Raw genomic sequence first — 20,939 nt, 5'->3', positions numbered from 1 at the left:
AAGAACTTTACGCTCATGTGCTAACTTTTTAGCGAACGTGGGTGCAAAGATAAGGGTTTTATTTTATCCGATCCAAATATTTCGTGAACTTTTTTCAGAAGAAATTAATCTAAAGGAGACAAATAGAGATCTTCGGTTAGCATATCTCTGTAGATAGCGCTCGGTTTCCCGTTGTATTTCAAGAAAGATCCTTCCAATAATAGGCTTGCCTCCTTCATCCAGGGCTCATAGGCCAGCGTATCCCGGTAAGAAACGACCTGGGTGATCAAGGAGTCGTGCCTCAGGATCACATAAGCCGATCGATCTTCTTTCTTTCCTTTACTTAATGTGACGCTTCTTTTGTACATCCGATCCTTTTGTGTTCCATGAATCCGGATATAAGGAAGCCGCAACGAATCTTTCTCCGTCAGCAGGACTGGAGTCAACAATAGCGTATTATCGGAATGGACCGGCACGCCATAAAGTGTGATATCCATATCCAGAAAGACCGAGTCGTTTCTTACTTCCGCCACATTCTGCTTCACATGAACAGAACCTGTATACACCTTAGGTTGCGGATCCTGCGCTTTGGGGATAACGGGGAAGAGAAGCAACCCGGCTACTATATATAATAAAGAGATCTTCATGGCATGTTTCATTTTAAGAGATAAATAATGCTCACTCCTATCTTAGTCACTCCCCAGTAGTCCGTCTTATAGAGTCCTAAATACTCATTATCTCCTTTGTCTAAGGAGAATTTGTCGTATTCGTAATAACCATAACCGAAGCCGGCGGTAAACTCCAGGTTCCAGCGTGCCGAGAGGTAGAGTTGATACCCATAAGCGATCCCTGCGCCATACGCTGTTCCGTCAAAGCCTTCGTTTCTTTTCATGCCCATGGGCAGGCGAACGTCTTTGAAGACATAATCCATATAATAGCCATGCACCCCGAGGAAGTGTCCGTTGAAGCGTTCCACCGGCCAGTAGCGCAACTCGGGTTGTGCCAACCAATGCTTTACGGAGCGGTTCGTGGAGAGATCCCAAGGGTTGTAATTACCGGAAATATCCAAGGTGAAATGCTTGCCCATCGACACTTCGACGCCTAAGTTGGGCGTTGTCGTGGCATCATACAAGAGATTCGTCTTCAGTGCCAGAGACTGTGCTGAAGCGATTCCTGAGACGAAGAGTCCCAGCATAACTATGAGATAAAGTTTACGCATAAGTTGTCATCCTAATGAAAAAGGGCTTAAAGATACATAATTATTGAGAATGGCATAACTTGGGAGGGGGGATTTTTTTTCTTAGGGGAGACTAGGGGGTAAGGGGAGTGAGGAGAATAAGGGGATTAAGGGGGATAAGGGAATTAAGGGGAGTGAGGGGGATAAGGGGATTAAGGGGATTAAGGGAGATAAGGAGGCTTAGGAGCTTTAGGAATCCGAGGAATCCGAGGAGGGCGAGGAAGCTTAGGAGGCTTAGGAGCCTTAGGAGCTTTAGGAATCCGAGGAATCCGAGGAGTTCTGGGAGCTTTAGGGGGCTTAGGGGGCTTAGGGGATTAGGAGGACTGGGAGTCCTAAGAATCAGGGGAGGGATGGGGGAAGGAAGAACAAATTTCAAGCAAAGAAGGCTTTCTTGTAATAATTTGTTACCTTTGCGGCCGGTTTTTATTACATAAATATCTTTAAAGCAAAAAGACTATGGCTAAATCAATTAAAGAAGAAGCGCTTCGGTACCATGCCGAAGGGAAACCGGGAAAGATCGAAGTGATTCCCACCAAGCCCTATAGTACACAGGCTGATTTATCTCTGGCTTATTCGCCCGGCGTGGCGGAGCCCTGCCTGGCTATCGAGCAGGAGCCTCTGGATGCCTATAAATATACTGCCAAAGGAAACCTGGTGGCCGTCATCTCCAACGGTACGGCCGTTCTCGGCCTGGGCGATATCGGCGCGGTTGCCGGTAAGCCGGTGATGGAAGGAAAAGGATTGCTTTTCAAGATCTTCGCCGGGATTGATGTGTTCGATATCGAGGTCGACGAGAAAGATCCGGAGAAGTTTATCCAGACCGTCAAGGCCATCTCCCCCACTTTCGGCGGCATTAACCTGGAGGATATCAAGGCGCCGGAATGCTTCGAGATCGAACGGCGGTTGAAAGAAGAATTGGATATCCCGGTGATGCACGACGACCAGCACGGCACGGCGATCATCTCGGCTGCCGGCTTGTTGAATGCCTTGACATTGATCGGCAAGAAGATCGACCAGGTGCGGATCGTGGTCAACGGTGCCGGCGCCGCCTCGATCTCATGCACGAAGCTTTACGTCCGATTGGGCGCGCGCAAAGAAAATATCGTTATGTGCGACAGCAAAGGCGTGCTTTCGACCCTGCGTACCGACCTGAACGCCTCGAAAAAGGAGTTTGCCACCACCCGTGAGCTCCGTACGTTGGAAGAAGCCATGGTGGGTGCCGATGTGTTCCTGGGTCTTTCGGTTGCCGACGTATTGACGCCCGAGATGGTGCGCGCGATGAACACCGATCCCATCGTTTTCGCCCTGGCCAACCCCAATCCGGAGATCTCCTACGCCAACGCGATGGCTTCGCGCCCCGATATCATCTTTGCCACCGGCCGTTCGGACTATCCGAACCAGATTAATAATGTATTAGGCTTCCCGTATATCTTCCGCGGCGCGTTGGACACCCATGCCAAGGCGATCAACGAAGAGATGAAGGTCGCCGCCGCCTATGCCATCGCCGAGCTGGCCAAGGAGCCGGTGCCCGATGTGGTCAATGCCGCTTATAAGCTCAAACGCACCACCTTCGGACGCGATTATATCCTGCCCAAACCGCTCGATCCCCGGCTGTTGACCCGTGTCTCGACGGCTGTCGCCCAGGCGGCGATTGCTTCGGGTGTAGCGCGCCGGCAGATCACCGACTGGGAGGGATATGCCAACCACCTGCGGGAGATGATGGGCTATGACAACAAACTGATCCGTTCGTTCACGGACATGGCCAAAGCCAATCCGAAACGGGTGGTCTTCGCCGAAGCCAACCACGCCAATATGCTGAAAGCCGCTGTCGAAGCCAAAGCCGAAGGCATTTGCCAGCCGATCCTGTTGGGCAACGAAGAGCGCCTGTATAAGATCGCTGCCGAAGAGAATATCAATATCGAAGATATAGAGATTGTGAACCTGCGTCACGACCGTGAAAATGAACGGCGCGAGCGCTATGCCCGTATCCTGAGCGAGAAGAAAGCCCGCGAGGGAATCACATTTGCCGACGCCTACGAGACGATGGTCGACCGCAACGCCTTCGGTATGATGATGGTTGAGACCGGCGAAGCCGACGCTTTCATCACCGGCGTCTACAGCCGTTACACAACGATCTCCAAACTGGCCGAACAGATCATCGGTATCCGCCCAACGTACAAACATTTCGGCGCAATGAACATCATTACCTGCAAGAAAGGCACCTTCTTTATCGCCGATACGTTGATCAACCGCCACCCTTCGGCCGAAGTATTGATCGATGTCGCCCGCCTGACCCACGATGCCGTGCAATTCTTCGCCCACGAGCCCGTGATGGCCATGCTCTCCTACTCTAACTTCGGCGCCGACAAGCAAGGCAGCCCGCGCAAGGTACATGAAGCGATTGATTTCCTTCATGCGCGCCATCCCGAGGTGATGATCGACGGAGAGATGCAGGTCAACTTCGCCCTCGACAAGCGTTTGCGCGACGAGACCTATCCTTTCAACAAAATCAAAGGCCGCGACGTCAATACCCTGATCTTCCCCAACCTCAGCTCCGCCAATAGCGCGTATAAGTTGCTGTTGGAGATGGGCATTGCCGAGACCATCGGCCCGATCCAGATGGGATTGAACAAACCGATTCACTTTACCGATATCGAAAGCTCAACCCGTGATATTCTTAACCTGACGACTGTCGCCGTCGTGGACGCCATCGTACAGGAGCAGATTGAAAAAGAAAAACAATAGACCCTCTTTTTCGCACAATGCCCGTTTCTTCCCGGAGAGACGGGCATTTTTTTTTGCTTCTACCCCGCCTTTTGGGTTTTGAGGTACGTCTAAAATCACTATGAGGTACGTCAAAATTATTTTTGAGGTACGTCTAAATTTGTTTTGAGGTACGTCATAATTATTTTTGAGGTACGTCTAAATATTTTTAGAGGTACCTCTAAACCCAAAAGGCGGGGTAGAAGCAAAAAAAAACGCCCATCTCTTCGGGAAAAGACAGGCGAAAAAAGAAAAAAGCGGAGTGGGAACCGGGTTATTCCGCTTTGCGTCGTTTGCCGGAAAGCAGGTCGCGTTCGATCTCCCGGAGATCCAATTCGACCGGTGCCGCCGTGAATTCGGGAATATTGAAGGAATAGAACGAAGGATCCTGGCGGCGGCCGTCTTGCTGCGGCAGTTTGAACGGTTTAGTCACCTTGCCGTCGGCATCGATCGACGCCAGATAGAGCCGGGTGTACAAGCCATCGTCGCGGCGGCTGCTGAAGACAAACCAGCGGCTGTTGCTGCTCCAACTGTGGTAGCTTTCGGTATCGTCGCTGTTCACTTCGGTCAGGGGGCGGTTCTCACCCGTCCGCAAGTCGAGGAGCCAGAGATCGGCCTCCTTATGCCAGATCGAGAAGTTGCCATAGTCGGCCAAGGTGTACAGGATGTATTTGCCATCGTAGGAAGGCCGGGGGAAAGAGACGCTTTTTCCCATCGCGGCGGCGCAGACCAGCGTATCGACTTGCTCACCGAAGCGCCCCGTTTCGGCATCGAACGCGATACGGCAGAGGTTATACTGCACATCGGTGTATGCTGCCGGCATGTTTTGGAAGTCCGCCAGGCAAAAGTAGAGGCTCTGGCCGTCGGGCGAGAAGGCGGGATAGGTTTCGAAGCCGGGTGTCGACAACAGGGGGCTGGTCAGGATCTTATTGTTCACCACATCGTAGACCGTCAGGTCGGAAGAGAGGTCGAACACCTCCACCCGCTTATCATCGCGGGCATGAAACACCTGGCGCGTATCGTTTTGCGAGTAAGCCACGAATCGTCCCGAAGGATGCCAGTAGGGATAGACGCCACGTCCGAGGGTCTCGGCGGTCTTCAGGTCGAGGATGTCTGTCTCGCCATTGGTTTTCAGGACGGTTCCGCCTTGTTTGCCACGCACGTGCAGACTAACGTATTCCGAATCGGTTTGGCGGAACGAATGGCAGTTGACACAACTGCTGGCGATGAGTGTATTCTCGATCAATGGCTTTTGGCTGAACGACGACAGATCGCGTTCGTATATACCCATCTGGCTATATACTTCATAGCCGGGAGCCACCAGGCGGTAGACCAGTCCATAGTCGATCGGCGCGTCACTGATATAGATCGGGAACGGCACGAAGCGCCGCCAGCCGTCGTCGAATTTGGCCACTACGGTGACATTCAATTGCCCGCCCTTATTCTGTTGCAACAGGCTCTGCCATTTCGCGGCGGGGATGCGCGCGGTTTTGCCCTGCAGGTGAATCTTGCCGCCTCTGGTTCCTTCGATCACCACATCGATCCGCTCTGCCGGTCCGTCGTAGCTGAAGTTCAATGGAGCCAGGGTTGCCGGGATGGTCACTCCGGTATAGTCGGGATAGATCGCCGGCAGCTCCATCACCTCCCGTACGTCTTTCAGTTGTTCAGCGCAGGCCGTCAATAGACAAAGTGCCAAAGCGGCTATTCCTATGCGCAGATATTCTTTGATCGTTCTCATCATACACGTCTTTAGTTTGTTCCAAAATGGAAATAAAACCAGTAGCTATCGCCATGTGTCCGCTTCAGGGCCGAGGCCGGGTCGGATTGTGTGGTAAATATCCCGCGGTAGTTCTCCAATCGTCCTACGGCCCGGTCGCTCAGCCCGTGGGGTTTGCGCGCGGGGTCGTAATTCACCTGACTCCAGATCAAGGCCAATGCTTCGCGGTACGCACGTGGGATCATGCCGTAGGTGATCGTGCCTTCGCCCAGCGGGTAATAGCGATAGAAGGCCGGCAAGTCTTTTTTCAACAGTGTAAAGGCCAGCAGATATTCATACGCCATCCGGTTCGAGGGGTTCTGCTGGAACAGTAACCCGAACATCTGGTCTTTCTCGGTCTCGCTAAAGAAGAAATCCTCACCCGGGCGATAACTGCGCAACGTTCCCCACTCGGGATGGGCGTTTATGCGCGCTTCGTTGGCGAGATAGGTCCGCGTCTGCTTGGCCCAGGAACGGTAGTAAAGGGTATTTTCCAAGAGAGAGAGATACTTGGCAGCCACGGCGTAGCGTCCGTTGATCAGGTTGGTCTCCGCCAGGCGCTTCACCGCCCGCACGCTCTTCTGATAGTCCGGGATCGTCTCCATCGCGTCGAAGGCGAAGCGTTGCGCCGTGTTGATCAGTCCCAACCAATAGTAGATCTCCCCCACCATCAGCGGCTGCAGGTGATCTTTGGCAAAAGAAGGGATCAGCCCCTCGGTCCCGTTCTGGTAATAGGTGAACATATATTCCGGCAGGTGATCCGTCCGGCTGAGTGCCAGGTTCAACATCGCCACGGTCAGGGGACCGGTCGGTGCCTTTTTATCCGCCATTGCCAGGATACTGTTCCATTTCTGCACGCGGGCGTAGTAGTCGTAGGCCATCAATTCTTCTTTCTTCCAGTCGGCCACCCTCCATACGCCCAAGGCAGCCAAGAGAGCCAACAACAAGAGCTGCGAGGCATATTGCATCCGCGCCGCCGCGTATCTTCGCCGGGGCAATACGCGATAGAGAAGCGGCAACAAGGCCGTAAAGAGGAAGACCGACAGGAAAGCAACCGGGTAGGCATGGACAAAGCGGTAGTAATCGCCCGCCAAGAGGTAGCGTTCGATCGGATACTGCATATACACAGCCTTTGCCAGGAAAGGCAAAGCAGCAAAAAGCAAGATACCGGGCAATAACAACGTCAATAAGAACGTCCATCGCCGCCGGCGTATGCATTCGGTCAAGGGAGGCAACAAAACAAACACCAAAGCGCCCACACCCCAAAGGAAATACGAAACAGGGACCATCAACAGATAATAAACCGCCCGAGCTGCCGGCCGGCCGATCCGGTTGTAGACCGCCACGGCCGCCATCGCGCCCACCAACGCCACCAATCCGTTGAGAAGCATATTCTCATCGCAAAGAACTGCGGCATATAATAGAGAAGGAATGCAAGTCAGCAACTGTGCCGAAGGAAGACGCGTCACCTGATTCGCCGCATCGCGTACCAGCCGCTGCAAAGCAACCAATAAGAGCGCCACGAGGAAACCTCCCGTGAACGAATCGTAGAAAAACTGGGTGAAGAAACGCCCCAGATAGATCGCCAGCCCTCCCGGCCGGCCAATCAGTTCAAGGAAATAGGCGGGCGTGAACAGGAACAACTGCATCTGCTCCTGATAATGCCCGTGATGGCGGTAACATACCGCAAAAAAGAACCAAAACAAAAGCCCCAGGCTTACGGTAGTAGTCCATCCGATGATGGCATGTGTGCGTCTTTTCATAAATACAGTCAGTTTCGTTATGATTAGGGTTCCTCTACGCGGGTGAACGTCTCCGCTTCACCCGCCCTATAGATACGTTCGATATCACCGGCGTCGAACGACAACGGGCCGGTGGATAGTTCGGGTATATTATAGGATTTCAACGTGTAATCGTAGTGCGCCGGATCGCGTTGCGGCAGGACAAAAGGCTTATGCGCCCGTCCCTGGCGATCGACATAGGCGAAATAAGGCTTGCCGTAGATGCCATCGTCGCGTTTGCTGGCAAATACAAACCAGCGGCTGCCCGACGACCAGCTGTGGTAGGTATCCGAACCGGGCGCATTCACCCGGTCCAGGCTGTCGCGCTCGCCTGTGCGGAGATCGAACAGCTGAAGATCGGTCTCCTGATGCCAGATCGGGAAGGTGCCGTAGTCGGCAACGGTGTACAAAAGGAAGTTTCCATCCGGCGAGGCCTTGGGATGGCAGACGGAGCCGCCCATCGCGTTGGCGGAGTAGAGCGTATCGACTGCCGTGCCGAACGCGCGCCGGTCGGGATCGAAAGCAATCCGGTGTAAGTCGTATTTCAGGTATTGAATACTATCGGGCAATGGCAGATAAGGCGCTTCGCAATAATAGACCGAGCGTCCATCGGCAGAGAAGACCGGGAAAGTACGCAGTTTCTCGCCTTCGCTAACCGGGAAAGCGACCGTTTGCACCGTGCGGGCGTCGAAGTCGTAGAGGTAGATTTCCGAAGCGTTGTCGTAGACCTCCAGTCGCTTTTCCGCCAGCGTATGAAATTCAGGAATGATCACATTAGAAGAGAAAATGCCGTAGCGTCCCGACGGATGCAGTTCGCCATAGACCGCCGACGAAAGCATTCCCGCCACCCGGGTGTCGAGTTTGCGCAACTCGCCGTTGCGGTTCAGGATCGTGCCCCCATCTTTTCCCCGCAGATGGAAGAAAGACAAAGAAGGATCGTTCTTCGTGTACGTATGGCAATTCATGCAAGACCGGTCCGTCAGGTTATTGTCGGCAATCACCCGCTCGGCGAACGATTCGAGATGCCGCTCGCGCAATTGCAAGGCGTTCCATACTTCATAACCCGGCTCGATCAGGCGATAACTCAGGTAAGGATCGATCCGCTCTTCGGCAATATGCCAGGAGAATGGTGCATATTGAATCCACCGGCCGTCGACCTTGGCTTTGACAAGCACCTGAAGCGTTCCGCCTTTCTCGGCCTCCAGCACCTTACGCCAGCGCCGGCCCTGGAACTGCACCTTATAATCGCTGCGCAACAGGAGACCGGTAGTCTTTCCTTTGATCGACACCTCCACCTGTGAGGGTTTATTGCGCAACAGGAAGTTCAACGGAGCGATATTACTGGGAATCGTCACCTCTGTATAGTCGGGATAGATCGGCGGGAACTGCTCGCACACCTCCACCTCCTGCGGTCCGCCGCAAGCTAACAGCCCGCAGAGCAGCAACAACAGCAACATATATCCCCTTTTATTCTTCATTGCTTTACGCCTTCGGCTAAGCGATTTCCGCTTCGCTCCAATTCTTAATTCTTCATTCTTCATTTTCAATTCACTTCCGCAAAGTGATAATACATCCAATACGTCCCCTCGAACCGCTCGCGCACCGGTTCCAACCGGCCTTTCATCTCTTCGTAGAGTGCCGTATATTCGGCAAAGGCTTTCACCACCGCCTCATCGAAGGTGTACGTTTTGAACTCCTTCTCCGATGCATTCGTCGCCGCCAGATAGATCAACAAGGCTTCGCTATACGCTCGGGGGATATAGGCGCCTTTTGTTTTGGCGTAGCGGTCGAAAGCCGCTTTGAAGGCAGGCATATTCTTAGTCAACAGGTGGTACGACAGGAGATAGTCCCGGGCGGGAAGGTTCTCCGGGTTGCTCTCGAGCAAGGCTTCCAGGGCCGCGGGATAGTCGGCGGCCCGGCGAAGCCTGTCTGTCGTGGTCAACCGTTCCTTTTGCTGCGTCAGCCAGGGATAGTCGCCCGGCTGCTCCGAATATAAAGCGTCACGCATGCGCGCCGCCCATTTCTTATGGTATAAGGTGGCGTCCAACAGGCGCAGGTACTTCTCTGCGGCGGCTGAGTCGCCAAGCGCCAGATGGATCTCCGCCAGGCGTTTCACCATACGCGAGCTCCGGTGGCGGGGCGAGAAGATCATGCCCAGCATCGCCGAGTGTTGGGCCATATTCATATCGCCCAGGTAATAATGTACGTCCGAGCTAAAGAAGATCGTGAACCAGTTGGCTTCCGGATTGACCGGCAGGAAGAGGCCCGCGCCACCCGGCTGGTAGAATTCCATTAGGCGATCGCCCAATTCACCGCGCCGGGAAAGGGAGATATTGGCGTAATAGGTCGCCAGGGCGTTCGGTTGTTTCTCTTTCTCCGCCAGATCGTAGACCCGCTCCCAGTTACCGAAATAAGCTTCCGAAGCCAGGGCTAAATTCGTTTCCCGCTCCTTATCGACAGCGAAAACAAAGCTGGCAATGCCGAGGATCAATATCCATAAGACATGGAAAGAGAAGGTACGCGCCGTCACCTTATCGCGTTGCGACGATAGCGCCACAGCAATCACCGCCAGGAGCAACAATACGACCGCCGATAAACCATAACGCCCTTGCGCCAGCGGATAAAGATAAGCCTGCGTGGCCGTCAACAGGTAGAGCGAACGGATCAGGTAAGGATAGGCCGCCGCAAACACAAGGATCAATAACGCCGCGCCCGCCAGCCCCCGCCGCCGGTAGATCTCGTATAAGAAGAGTAAGAGGACAAACAAAAACATTCCGGCGCCCGTCAGACTATAAAGGAACGGCACGGAAACAATGCCCGCCAACAGGGCGAGCCAGCGCCGCCGGATCGCGCTATAACACAGGAAAGATCCCATCGCCAAGAGCCAAGTCACCGGAATGGCCAGGGTATAATAGAGTTGCGCCAGAAACAGTCCCTCGGCAAAGACCGGCAGCAAGGCCCAGAGCGGCGCCAATGTACCACAACCCAGGCGTTTCAATACGGCAAAAGCCATAATCCACTCCAACAATAGAAATAAAGAAACCACCAGCGCCCCTGCCCCACGCAGGTAAAGAAACTGCGTCAGGAAGTCGCCCACCAGACACGCGAGTGTGCCCGGTTTATCCAGATAAGAAAGGAAATATTCAGAGGTAAAGAGAAAGAGCTGTGTCTGCTCTTTGAAGAAAAGCGCGTAAGGCTGTGCGAACTGAAAGAACAAGAAGCTGCCCATAACCAAGAGGATGGCTATCAGTAAAGAAACCACTATATCCTTCGCGTCTATTTTCATTCCGGCATACCCAGCGTTTCGATTTGTTCAGGGCTCAACGACCCTTTGATCATGGAATAGACGAATGCCCCTACCACATTGTCCTTGTTATTCTTTACAAAGGTATAATTATATGTTGAACTTTTTTGCATTATTTCTTCTTTCCGTCGGGAGATTTCCTCCTGTTGTTCGGCATTTGCCGAAGGAAAGATACTACGCAGCCAGCGTTGGGTCGCATCCCATTCGGCTTTCTGCTCTTTCCATTCTTGCAAGGTATCGTTCAGAGGCGTGCCACGTGCCACGCTCACCGAGTCGAGGCGGACCGTCACTTCTCCCTTTTCGACCACCACCAACAGCTCCTGTATATCCAACCGCAGTTGCGGACGCATACGCAAGATAAACAACTGCGGCTGTGGGCTTTCCCGGACAAAGCGAAACGTCCCCTGCTCCACCGCCACCGAATCCACATTCTCCTGCGTAGCTCCCTGCAAAGGAACCAGATAGACCTGCTCCCCTTCATAGGAGCCCGCCGGCAGTTGTCCCTCAAGCACACAAGAGTCGCCTCCGGAGCACCCCATCAACACACATAAGCCAAGTAACACAAACCATTTCATACAGGCAAAAATACAGAAAAGAGGCGATCCATAGACAGGTTCACCTCTTTTCCTTCAAATTAACTTACGTTTCAATAGTCTTATTTTTATCACTTAGCCTTGAACTGCCAGAACCAAGCCGTTCCCCAGGAACCGGCACCCGGTTCGGGAGCACATAAATTCATGTATTGATCGTTCAGGCGAAGGATATGATACGTATCATAAGGCGCGTTGCCGGCATTGGGGTTGATTCCCACCAATACACTGGCACCATTGATCGTCAATGTTCCTTCTGCCCATACGGCGTCACCGTTCATCACGACATCGTCGCCGGTATAGGAGAATTTGAACGAACCGTTCTGTTGCGAACCATCGGTACGCGTCTTGGTAAAGGAAGAACCTACGACAGAAAATTCCATCGTTGCGCCTTTACCTTCGCCGGCGACCTGACCGCCTACATCATCGATGCTGACAGTCCACCAGCCCGGAGCAGTGTTACCAATGTAACCTCCATTACCCCAAACGGCACCACTCTCGTCTTCGTTCCAGGTCCATACACGGCTACCGGTTCCACAGAGGTATCCCCATTGCGGAGCCACATCAAAGCACTCGTCTACTTCGATTTCGATATCCCGCGTCAGCTTCGTACCGTCAGGACCTAAAGCAGTAAAGGTCAACGTCTGACGTCCCGGCACTACTACCTGCACCACGCCATTCGTACCCGTAAAGGTCCCCGTTCCGTAGAACCAGGAAGAGAGGGCGGCGATGCCTTCACTGTTCAGGTGAATATAGTTGGAGCGCACCTGCGTGCCCGGGTTCTCTTCACTATCTCTCATCACGGGGGTAGCCGTCACCTTAGCCAGATCGGCTTCCGTCACTGTCATCGTGCCCATGTCCATGCGCTCTTCTACCGGATCACAGGCAAAGAGGAAACCCGTCGCGATTAATAATAATCCTATCTTCTTCATATTATCTTTTCGTTTATTCATGATACATTCGTTAGTTAGCCCAACTTACATAAACACCATTCGATGCGTCCCAACCTGGGTTTTGCTTGAAAGCGCCGTTAGAGATATCCACTTCAGACTGCGGGATCGGCCAGTAACCACTGGTTGCCTGGTAACGGCTGGCGAAACCACCGCCCTGGCTCTTCTGTACGGTGCGGACTGCGCTGTTGTAGATCGTTGTGCCCGACATCTTTTCCAATTGCGAAGCGGCAATGCCCCAGCGACGGATATCCAACCAACGCGTACCTTCGAAAGCCAACTCGTAGCGGCGTTCTTTCTGCAAGGCTTCCTGGCTGTATCCTACTGCCGGCAGCCCTACGCGAGCACGTACTTCATTCATACCGTTGGCCGTACCGGTCAATTCGGAATGCATCAACAAGACATCAGCATAGCGGATGATGATCAAGTCGGTCGCAAAGCCTACCTGGAAGTTATCCCGTCCGACACCTTGCAATTCGTCGGTTGCCGCGTAATAGTCTTTCGAAGAGGCGAAGTGGTTACAGAGTACGTCGTTACCATCGGAATCTTTACCCGTACGGGTAACAGCGATGATCTTCTTCTGCCACAGGCCAGTTTCTTCCCATTGCGAGTCGAAGCCATACTGATACGGCGTGCTGCCTTCCAGTTCGGTTGCTTCGTCGGCTACGTTATAGATAGACGCTTTCTTACGCGGGTCATCGTTAGACCACTCGTCCCACAGTTGCGGGTTGACCGGTCCGGCGCCCCATCCTTGTCCGAAGGGGAAGGTATTCACGTATTGGTCGGCACCATTACCGCCGTTACGGATACTGAAGAACAAGGCCAACTGGTTGGTATTACCCAAGCGGTCGCCGATCCATTCCGACAAGCTGGTACATTTGATAGCAAACACCACTTCAGGATTGTCGCCATCGCGGATCCAGGGATCAGCATCAGACACATAGTCGTACTTCAAATTGTGCTGTACCTTGTCGCTACCAACGGTTACCGGGCCGCCGTTCTTTGCTGTCAGGTTACTGTATGCCCAGATCGAGCGGTAGTCGGCTACCAACTGGTGTCCGGAGTTATTTTTCAGATCTTCCAATGCAGCTACTACGTCATCTTTGGTCAAAGAAGCCTTATCGGATCCTTCCAACAGAGGTACCGCATCGAAGTTGCCGTTGCCATGTACACCGTCATAGAACAAGTAAGCACGGGCCATCATCGCTGCAGCCGCCCATTTGGTAACCACACCCGATGTAACGGCATTCCATTTCACGGAAGGCATAATATCATACGCACGCCACAAGTCGGTCAAGACAAACTGCATGATCTCTTTGGCATCTTTCTGTTGGGGAGCCACTTCGGCTTCCGATACATTCTCGGGCGCGGCTTCGATCAAGGGAACATTTCCAAAGATTTGTGCCAGATCGAAGTAAGAATAAGCACGCAGGTAGAGCGCTTCACCCAACTTCTGGTTTTTATCATCGCCATCTTCCATGGCCGTCTCGATCGAGGTGATCGCCATATTGGCACGGTTCACCCCGCGATAGCGTACTTCCCAAGTCGGTTTGAGCACATCCAGTTGGTCCACCATCAATTGGTTCCAAGCCTGGAATGTTTTATCATTTTCTCCACCACCACCGAAGCGGTCGTCGGAAGCCAGTTCCATTACCAAGAGCGGAGAACAAGCGGTATTGTTCTGTGTCTGGTTCAGCGTTGCATATACACCCACCAATAACTGGTCGGCATCACTGGCATTGACCGGGAAGTTCTCCGAGTTCTTCTTCGTATAGCTTTCCGAATCCAGGAAGTCTTCACAACCCGTTGCACCGATCATCAATGCCGCTAATACTATATATAATATCTTTTTCATACGTAATTATTTAGAATTTAAGATTTACACCTACTAAGTATGTTCTTGCGCTGGGATAAGAACCCAGGTCGATACCTTTCACCCAAGAAACCTGGTTACCATTGTATTCGCCATAACCGATTTCAGGATCCATACCGGAATAGCCGGTGATGGTGAACAGGTTCTGAGCCGTTACATACAGACGCGCTTGTCCTAAAGGCATACGCGGGAAGAGGCGTTTGAAGTCGTAACCCACGGTGATGTTCTGCAATTTCACGTAGTCGGCATTTTCCACATAGATATCCGACACCAACTGGAAGTTCGAATGTGAACCGGAAGTCAGGCGAGGCAATTTATTGGAAGTGCCTTCCCCGTGCCAGCGTCCGAAGATATCGGTCGTATAGTTCTGCAATGGGCTGTCGGCAAAGCGACGATACGATTTAGCCACCTGTTGTCCGAACGCGCCGTTAGCCGCGATCGACAGGTCGAAACCTTTGTATCCCAAAGAGATATTCAAACCGGCCAGGAAGTCAGGATGCGGGTTACCGATCATCGTACGGTCGAGTTCGTTGATTACGCCGTCGTTATTGGTATCCACAAAGATCACGTCACCTGCTTGTGCACCCGCTAATTTAGCCGGAGTAGCATCCAGCTGAGCCTGGTTCTGGAAGATACCGGCAGTCTTGTAACCATAGAAGTAACCGACAGGATAACCTTCCTGTACGCGATACATTTCACCTGTACCCTGTGACAACACATTGGATTCCCCATGGATAATCTTTTCGGTATTGGCGATACGTGTTACTTCATTCTTATTGTACGACATATTCGCGCTTACGGCATAGGTGAAGTCGCCAACACGGTCGTTCCAGCTCAATGCCAGTTCAACCCCCTGGTTACGGATGTCCCCACCATTCACATACGGTGCGTTCAAACCATAGGTACTCAGGATCGGAGCAATCAACAGCCAGTCTTTCGTGGTACGGGTGTACCAGTCGAAGTTCATACCCAGGCGTCCACCCAGGAAGCGAGCGTCCAAACCGATATTGATAGACTCCTGTGTTTCCCAGCTTACATCCGGGTTCTTCAGGATATCGGCTACCGCACCGGTAGAAGACGTCGTTTTATCTTTTCCGAAATAATACGCATCGGAATCATTGAAAGCAAAGGTCGACAAGTATTGGAAAGCCGAGATGCTCGAGTTACCGTTCTGTCCCCAGCTGGCGCGGAATTTCAGGAAGTCCATATAGTCCTGTACACTTTCCATAAACGTTTCGTTCGTCACCACCCAACCCACAGAAGCGGAAGGGAAGTAACCCCAGCGGTTGCCGCGTGCGAAGTTCGACGAACCGTCGGCACGGAGCGTAAACGAAGCCATATAGGTTTCTTTGAAGTTGTAGTTCACACGACCGAAGAAAGAAGCCAAAGAGCCACTACCCCAGGGAGAACCACCAGCCGAACGCTGATCCAGTGCAATCGGTTTCATATTGTCTACCCAAGCGTATTTCCAATCGCCATCGAAGATATTGAAAGAAGCGCCGGAAGAAACATTCTCACCCATACCCCATTTCTCAGCCGATTGACCCAATACGATATCTGCGGTATGCAGGTCTTTGCGGAGCTGATAAAGCAAGGTATTTTCCAATGACCAGCTATAACCTACGCTCTGGTTTTGTGCTACACTTTCGTTTGCGCTGAAAGAGTTGTTCGATGCCTGGAAGATTTTATTCCAGTCACGATACGAAGAAGCACTCATCTTATAACCGAACTGAGACTTGAAGATCAAACCTTTGATCGGCTGGATCTGTACATAAGCACTGGCGTTCAGGTTATGATTCTTACTCAGGTTATTCCCTTGTGTATTGGAAGTTACTGCCAGGATGGGGTTACCCGTATTTCCGTCGAAGTTCCAACCGTCGGCTGTTTTATCGGCTGCGGAATAGAGTTCACCGTCTTTGTTGTAAGCCGGCAACAGCGGGTTGGCAGAAAGCACATTGAAGAAGGCATTCCAATACTGGTTGCCCTGTGAGATACCGGAGTTCTCGCGGTACATATAGTTTAATGTTTCCCCGATCTTGATGATATCGTAGCCGTTTCCTTTCAACAGAACATGGTCTGAATTGATACGGAATGTACTACGGTCGTATTTCGACTGTACGTCATGACCGAAGATCCCGTCCTGTGTGGTATAGGAATACCCCAGAGAGAATACGGAAGTTTCATTACCACCGGTCAAGTTGACAGCATGGCTCTGCGTCAGGGCACCTTCGTTATAGAATTCGTCTACCCAGTCGGTACCTTTGTTGCTGCCGTTGGCAAAGCTGTTGTACAGATCGCTGCCCAACATGCCACTCCAGTTGTAACCGGCCTGTCCTTCGTTGTAGCGGCGCTCGTCCTGGATCAGCATATATTGCTGTGCGTTGAGCATATCCGGTTTCTTATACATATATTGTGAACCGATATAGCCGTCGTAAGAGATTGTAGTCTTGCCGGCTTTCCCCTGTTTGGTGGTCACCAACACAACCCCGTTCGCTGCACGCGAACCGTAGATCGCTGCCGAAGCGGCATCTTTCAATACGTCGATCGATTCGATATCCGCCGGGCTGATATGGTTCAGGTCTCCACCGGGAACGCCGTCGATCACGTACAACGGAGCCGAGCTACCGATCGTACCAATACCACGAATGTTAACGATAAAGCCGGATCCCGGCTGCCCGTTCTGTTGGGTAATAGTAACCCCGGGCGTTGAGCTTTGCAGCGCTGTCAACGCACTGGTCGTACTCATCTTGGTGATGTCATCACCGCTCACCTGCACGGTTGCTCCGGTAAGCAGCTTTTTCTTCTGCACCCCGTAACCGATAACGACTACCTCTTCCAGCGACTGTGAGTCTTCCCGCAGGGCCACATCGTAAGTCGTCTGGCCAGCGGTCACCGTCAGCGTATAATCCAAAAAGCCAACATAAGAGAATGCCACCACAGCCCCTGCCGGAACCGAAAGTTCATACTCTCCGTCAAAATTAGTGACTACACCATTGGTGGTACCTCTTTCGATAACATTCACACCGATAAGTGGTTCTCCATCCATAGCTGATTTAACAGTACCTTTTATCCTGACAGTAGACTGCGCCAAAGCGGGCATACAGTGCATAAACAGGAAGGCTACGATCAAAAACGTTTGCGCGATCTTCCATGGGAGTCCGCGCAAAGAACATACTTTACACCTTTCTTTCATAAAAAGAGATTTAAGTTGTTTAACTGTAATTATTCTCAAAATTAATATTTGCAACACTATGTTTTTAGCGACTTCTAAAAGTCAAAGCAAATGTAAACGTATGCAAACAAACGTAAGGATAAGTTATGTAAATGAATAGGGGTTAATTTGTTTCTTTCATGGTTTTATACCCTAATCCGAAAGAAATTGCCCCCTAAAAGACATGATATGCACACAACCACCACTACACTTTGTTGCAACAAATTAACAGCTTTTAAACAATACATTCAAATAAATGTTCATAAAACTAACACACAACTGGCGTTTGAGAGCTTCTGGGCGCATCTTCAGGGATTTTGAGCGTACAATAGACAAGGTCGGTTTGATCTGAAAAAAAACATTGCACTTTTGTAACCCAAAGCGCAATGTTTAAGTTACAAAAGTGCAATACTTTATTTAGGGAACACAAATACGCCTTTACTTCTTCCAATACTGCTCCATCTGTTCCAATGTTTTCCCTTTGGTTTCGGGAATCATTTTCCAGACAAACAAAGCGGAGAATACGGCCATCACGCCATAGAAACCATAGGTGAACGCACCGCTGAACTCCATCATCGCCGGATAGGTCGATGAGATAAAGTAGTTGGCTGCCCACTGGGCGGCAACGGCAATCGCCACGGCTTGTCCACGGATCTTATTGGGAAAGATCTCGGCGATCAACACCCAGCAGATCGGGCCCCACGACATCATGAAAGAAGCCGTATAGATAATGATAAAGACCAATGTGCTGATGCCGATGATATTGAAATACGCCAGGCCGGAGATGGCAAACATACCGGCGGCCATGCCGATCGAGCCGACAATCAACAGCGGTTTACGTCCCCATTTATCTACGGTAAGGATAGCCACGACCGTGAAGATCACGTTCACCAGCCCCATCACAATCGTCTGCAACATAGAGGCATCTTTGGCTGCTCCCATACTTTCGAAGATACGGGGGGCGTAATACAACGCCACATTGATTCCGACGAACTGCTGGAATACCGACAACAGAATACCGATGATAATCACCCCTTTACCATAAGAGAACAGTTTTCCTCGGGTGGTTTCCGAAACCGTCGCTTTGATATCCTCCAGGATGGATTGGGCTTTTTCTTTCGAGCCATTGATCTTTTTCAATACGGCAAATGCCTTTTCGTCCTGACGGGTCATAGCCAGGTAACGCGGCGTCTCCGGTACGAACAAGACCAACACACCGAACAATGCCGCCGGGATCGCTTCGGAAGCGAACATATACCGCCACCCCAGGCTATTGATCCACTCGATCGTCTGCCCGTTGGCAATGCCCCAGTTCACAAAGTAGACCACCAGCATACCGAAGATAATGGCAAACTGGTTGAAAGACACCAGGCGTCCACGGATCTCCGCCGGCGCGATCTCGCCGATATACATCGGACAGACCGCCGAAGCCAACCCCACTCCTATCCCACCCAGGATACGATAGAGGTTGAAGACAACCAGGAGTCCCATAGTCGGTTCACCGCGTGTAAAGAACAAGGTCTCCGGAAATCCCGAGCCCAAAGCCGACAGGAAAAACAAGACCGCCGCCAATACCAGCGACCGCTTACGTCCCAGGCGGGAAGAGAAGAATCCCGACAGCGCCCCACCGATGATACAGCCGATCAACGCGCTCGAGACCGTCGCCCCATGCACAAACGAGCTTAATCCCAGGGGGCGGATCAGGTAGGCTTCCACCGATTTCTCCGCCCCGGAGATCACCGCCGTATCGTAGCCAAAAAGCAATCCCCCGATCGTAGCGACCAAGGTGATGCCAAAGACGTAGGCGGTGTTATACTTATTATTACTCATAACTATTTTGAGTTGAAAGTTGAAAGTTGAAAGTGAAAGATTAGTTTTCAACTTTCAACTCTCAACTTTCAACTTTCAACTATTTAGATGTGGTTGTTGATAATCATCTCATACAACTCCTGCTTGCCGCTGATCTGCGCCGGTTCCGCACTGTTGAGCGCGATCTTGCGCAGGTCTTCCAGGGTAAGTTTACCCTCTTCGAAAGCTTTACCGTCGCCACCGTCGAAGCTGGCGTAACGGGTAGCGCGCATCTTGCGGTAATCCGAGTTCTCCAGGATATCGGCAGCGATGATCAACGCGCGGGCAAAAGCATCCATTCCCCCGATATGGGCCAGGAAGATATCATCCAGGTCGGTTGAGTTACGGCGCGTCTTGGCGTCGAAGTTCGTACCGCCCGTTGTCAAGCCGCCTCCTTCGAGGATCACCAGCCAGGCTTGGGTTAATTCATAGATATCCATCGGGAACTGGTCGGTATCCCATCCGTTCTGGTAGTCACCCCGGTTGGCATCGATCGAGCAAAGCATACCCGCATCGGCTGCCGCCTGCAGCTCGTGTTCGAAAGTATGGCCTGCCAGGGTAGCGTGGTTCACTTCGATATTCAAGGCGAAGTCTTTGTCCAGGCCGTAGTTGCGCAGGAAGCCGATCACTGTTTCCGCATCCACATCATACTGGTGTTTGGTGGGTTCCATCGGTTTAGGTTCGATCAGGAACGTACCCTTGAAACCGTTCTTGCGTCCATAGTCGCGTGCCATAGTCAACAACATAGCCAGGTGATCTTTCTCGCGTTTCATATCCGTATTCAACAGGCTCATATACCCTTCGCGGCCGCCCCAGAAGACATAGTTCTCGCCACCCAGTTCAATACAGGCATCGATGGCGTTCTTGATCTGCGTTGCGGCACAGGCTACCACGGGGAAGTTCGGGTTTGTTGCCGCTCCGTTCATATAGCGTTTGTGACCGAATACATTAGCGGTCGACCATAACAGTTTTTTGCCTGTGGCCTGTTGCAATTCTTTGGCGTAACCCACCATGGTTTGCAGGCGTTTCTCGAATTCGGCCAAGGTATCCGGTTCGTCCACTACGTCCACATCGTGGAAACAATAGTACGGGATATTACATTTGCTCATAAATTCAAATGCCGCGTCCATCTTGTACTTCGCCCGTGAGATGGCATCCATTCCGCTGTTCCAGGGGAACGATTTGGTGCCCCCACCAAAAGGATCGCCTCCTTCGGCACAGAGCGTATGCCAATACGCCATGGCAAAGCGCAGGTGATCTTTCAGGGTTTTACCCATAACGACCCGGTTTTCGTCATAATAATGGAATGCCATCGGGTTCTTTGACTCTTTTCCTTCAAACTGGATCCTTCCGATGCCCGGAAAGAATTCTTTTTCTCCTTTGTAAATGCTCATGATAGTAAATTTAACTGTGAATTGTTAATTATTAATTGTTAATTATTAATGCATATATGATATTAGAAGATTTGCGACCAGTGCTATCTCGGCTCCTTGCCTGGCCAGGCGAGGGGGACCGCTGCTTGCAGCGGTGGAGTGGTTGTCTCTTCCATTTTTATTGATATTGAAAAACAACCTCTCCACCACCGCAAGCGGCGGTCCCCCTCTCCTGGCCAGGAGAGGAGCTTAGATACTATTAGTTCATACATTC

General features: G+C 51.8%; 14 protein-coding genes. 2 read left to right on the top strand and 12 right to left on the bottom strand.

The features are described from left to right. Positions 1–104: 104 nt before the first annotated feature. A complete protein-coding gene (locus M2133_RS13775) occupies positions 105–626 on the bottom strand; it encodes a DUF3868 domain-containing protein (protein ID WP_277466762.1) in 522 nt (173 codons plus the stop codon). Between the two features lie 8 nt (positions 627–634). After that, the gene (locus tag M2133_RS13770) at positions 635–1,198 is read right to left on the bottom strand and encodes a DUF3575 domain-containing protein (protein ID WP_277466761.1); all 564 of its coding nucleotides are present in this window, start codon (positions 1,196–1,198) and stop codon (positions 635–637) included. A 107-nt stretch (positions 1,199–1,305) separates the two neighbouring features. Here M2133_RS13770 and M2133_RS13765 point away from each other — a divergent pair, with 107 nt between their 5' ends. Together M2133_RS13765 and M2133_RS13760 are read left to right on the top strand one after the other, a co-directional pair. Next, on the top strand, positions 1,306–1,650 hold the full coding sequence (locus tag M2133_RS13765; RefSeq protein ID WP_277466760.1) for a hypothetical protein: 345 nt from the start codon (positions 1,306–1,308) through the stop codon (positions 1,648–1,650). A gap of 22 nt (positions 1,651–1,672) precedes the next feature. Continuing rightward, positions 1,673–3,961 (top strand): NADP-dependent malic enzyme, encoded by a 2,289-nt coding sequence (locus M2133_RS13760; protein WP_277466759.1) that lies wholly within the window; start codon positions 1,673–1,675, stop codon positions 3,959–3,961. 292 nt (positions 3,962–4,253) lie between these two features. Here the strand turns inward: M2133_RS13760 and M2133_RS13755 are convergent, their stop codons facing one another. The 10 genes from M2133_RS13755 to xylA all read right to left on the bottom strand — a co-directional run bounded on the left by M2133_RS13755 (position 4,254) and on the right by xylA (position 20,686). Continuing rightward, positions 4,254–5,720: a hypothetical protein gene (locus M2133_RS13755; RefSeq protein WP_277466758.1), complete on the bottom strand. Its 1,467-nt coding sequence runs from the start codon at positions 5,718–5,720 to the stop codon at positions 4,254–4,256. Between the two features lie 8 nt (positions 5,721–5,728). Then, the gene (locus M2133_RS13750) at positions 5,729–7,498 is read right to left on the bottom strand and encodes a DUF6057 family protein (protein ID WP_277466757.1); all 1,770 of its coding nucleotides are present in this window, start codon (positions 7,496–7,498) and stop codon (positions 5,729–5,731) included. A 23-nt stretch (positions 7,499–7,521) separates the two neighbouring features. After that, on the bottom strand, positions 7,522–8,994 hold the full coding sequence (locus M2133_RS13745; protein WP_277466756.1) for a hypothetical protein: 1,473 nt from the start codon (positions 8,992–8,994) through the stop codon (positions 7,522–7,524). A gap of 65 nt (positions 8,995–9,059) precedes the next feature. Then, positions 9,060–10,802, bottom strand: coding sequence for a DUF6057 family protein (locus M2133_RS13740; protein WP_277466755.1), 1,743 nt, complete (start codon positions 10,800–10,802; stop codon positions 9,060–9,062). Continuing rightward, the gene (locus M2133_RS13735; RefSeq protein ID WP_277466754.1) at positions 10,799–11,395 is read right to left on the bottom strand and encodes a DUF4369 domain-containing protein; all 597 of its coding nucleotides are present in this window, start codon (positions 11,393–11,395) and stop codon (positions 10,799–10,801) included. The genes M2133_RS13740 and M2133_RS13735 overlap by 4 nt, the downstream gene beginning before the upstream one ends. 89 nt (positions 11,396–11,484) lie before the next feature. After that, entirely contained in the window at positions 11,485–12,363 is an 879-nt protein-coding gene (locus M2133_RS13730; RefSeq protein WP_277466753.1) for a hypothetical protein, read from the bottom strand. A gap of 10 nt (positions 12,364–12,373) precedes the next feature. After that, positions 12,374–14,215, bottom strand: a complete 1,842-nt coding sequence (locus M2133_RS13725; RefSeq protein WP_277466752.1) for a RagB/SusD family nutrient uptake outer membrane protein — start codon at positions 14,213–14,215, stop codon at positions 12,374–12,376. 10 nt (positions 14,216–14,225) lie between these two features. Further along, on the bottom strand, positions 14,226–17,426 hold the full coding sequence (locus M2133_RS13720; RefSeq protein WP_277466751.1) for a TonB-dependent receptor: 3,201 nt from the start codon (positions 17,424–17,426) through the stop codon (positions 14,226–14,228). A 456-nt stretch (positions 17,427–17,882) separates the two neighbouring features. Further along, positions 17,883–19,274 (bottom strand): D-xylose transporter XylE, encoded by a 1,392-nt coding sequence (gene xylE / locus M2133_RS13715; protein ID WP_277466750.1) that lies wholly within the window; start codon positions 19,272–19,274, stop codon positions 17,883–17,885. Between the two features lie 83 nt (positions 19,275–19,357). Then, entirely contained in the window at positions 19,358–20,686 is a 1,329-nt protein-coding gene (gene xylA / locus M2133_RS13710) for a xylose isomerase (RefSeq protein ID WP_277466749.1), read from the bottom strand. Positions 20,687–20,939: the final 253 nt, after the last annotated feature.

This window comes from Parabacteroides sp. PF5-6 (genome assembly GCF_029504695.1).
In the GTDB taxonomy this organism is placed as follows: domain Bacteria; phylum Bacteroidota; class Bacteroidia; order Bacteroidales; family Tannerellaceae; genus QVMG01.
Note: the sequence above shows the minus strand (reverse complement) of the source record. Positions and strands in the feature narration are given on the sequence as shown.

Coding starts and splice junctions, on each gene's coding strand:
- M2133_RS13775 (WP_277466762.1), bottom strand. CDS start 626: ATGAAGATCTCTTTATTATATATAGTAGCCGGGTTGCTTCTCTTCCCC.
- M2133_RS13770 (WP_277466761.1), bottom strand. CDS start 1,198: ATGCGTAAACTTTATCTCATAGTTATGCTGGGACTCTTCGTCTCAGGA.
- M2133_RS13760 (WP_277466759.1), top strand. CDS start 1,673: ATGGCTAAATCAATTAAAGAAGAAGCGCTTCGGTACCATGCCGAAGGG.
- M2133_RS13755 (WP_277466758.1), bottom strand. CDS start 5,720: ATGATGAGAACGATCAAAGAATATCTGCGCATAGGAATAGCCGCTTTG.
- M2133_RS13750 (WP_277466757.1), bottom strand. CDS start 7,498: ATGAAAAGACGCACACATGCCATCATCGGATGGACTACTACCGTAAGC.
- M2133_RS13745 (WP_277466756.1), bottom strand. CDS start 8,994: ATGAAGAATAAAAGGGGATATATGTTGCTGTTGTTGCTGCTCTGCGGG.
- M2133_RS13740 (WP_277466755.1), bottom strand. CDS start 10,802: ATGAAAATAGACGCGAAGGATATAGTGGTTTCTTTACTGATAGCCATC.
- M2133_RS13735 (WP_277466754.1), bottom strand. CDS start 11,395: ATGAAATGGTTTGTGTTACTTGGCTTATGTGTGTTGATGGGGTGCTCC.
- M2133_RS13730 (WP_277466753.1), bottom strand. CDS start 12,363: ATGAATAAACGAAAAGATAATATGAAGAAGATAGGATTATTATTAATC.
- M2133_RS13725 (WP_277466752.1), bottom strand. CDS start 14,215: ATGAAAAAGATATTATATATAGTATTAGCGGCATTGATGATCGGTGCA.
- M2133_RS13720 (WP_277466751.1), bottom strand. CDS start 17,426: ATGAAAGAAAGGTGTAAAGTATGTTCTTTGCGCGGACTCCCATGGAAG.
- xylE (WP_277466750.1), bottom strand. CDS start 19,274: ATGAGTAATAATAAGTATAACACCGCCTACGTCTTTGGCATCACCTTG.
- xylA (WP_277466749.1), bottom strand. CDS start 20,686: ATGAGCATTTACAAAGGAGAAAAAGAATTCTTTCCGGGCATCGGAAGG.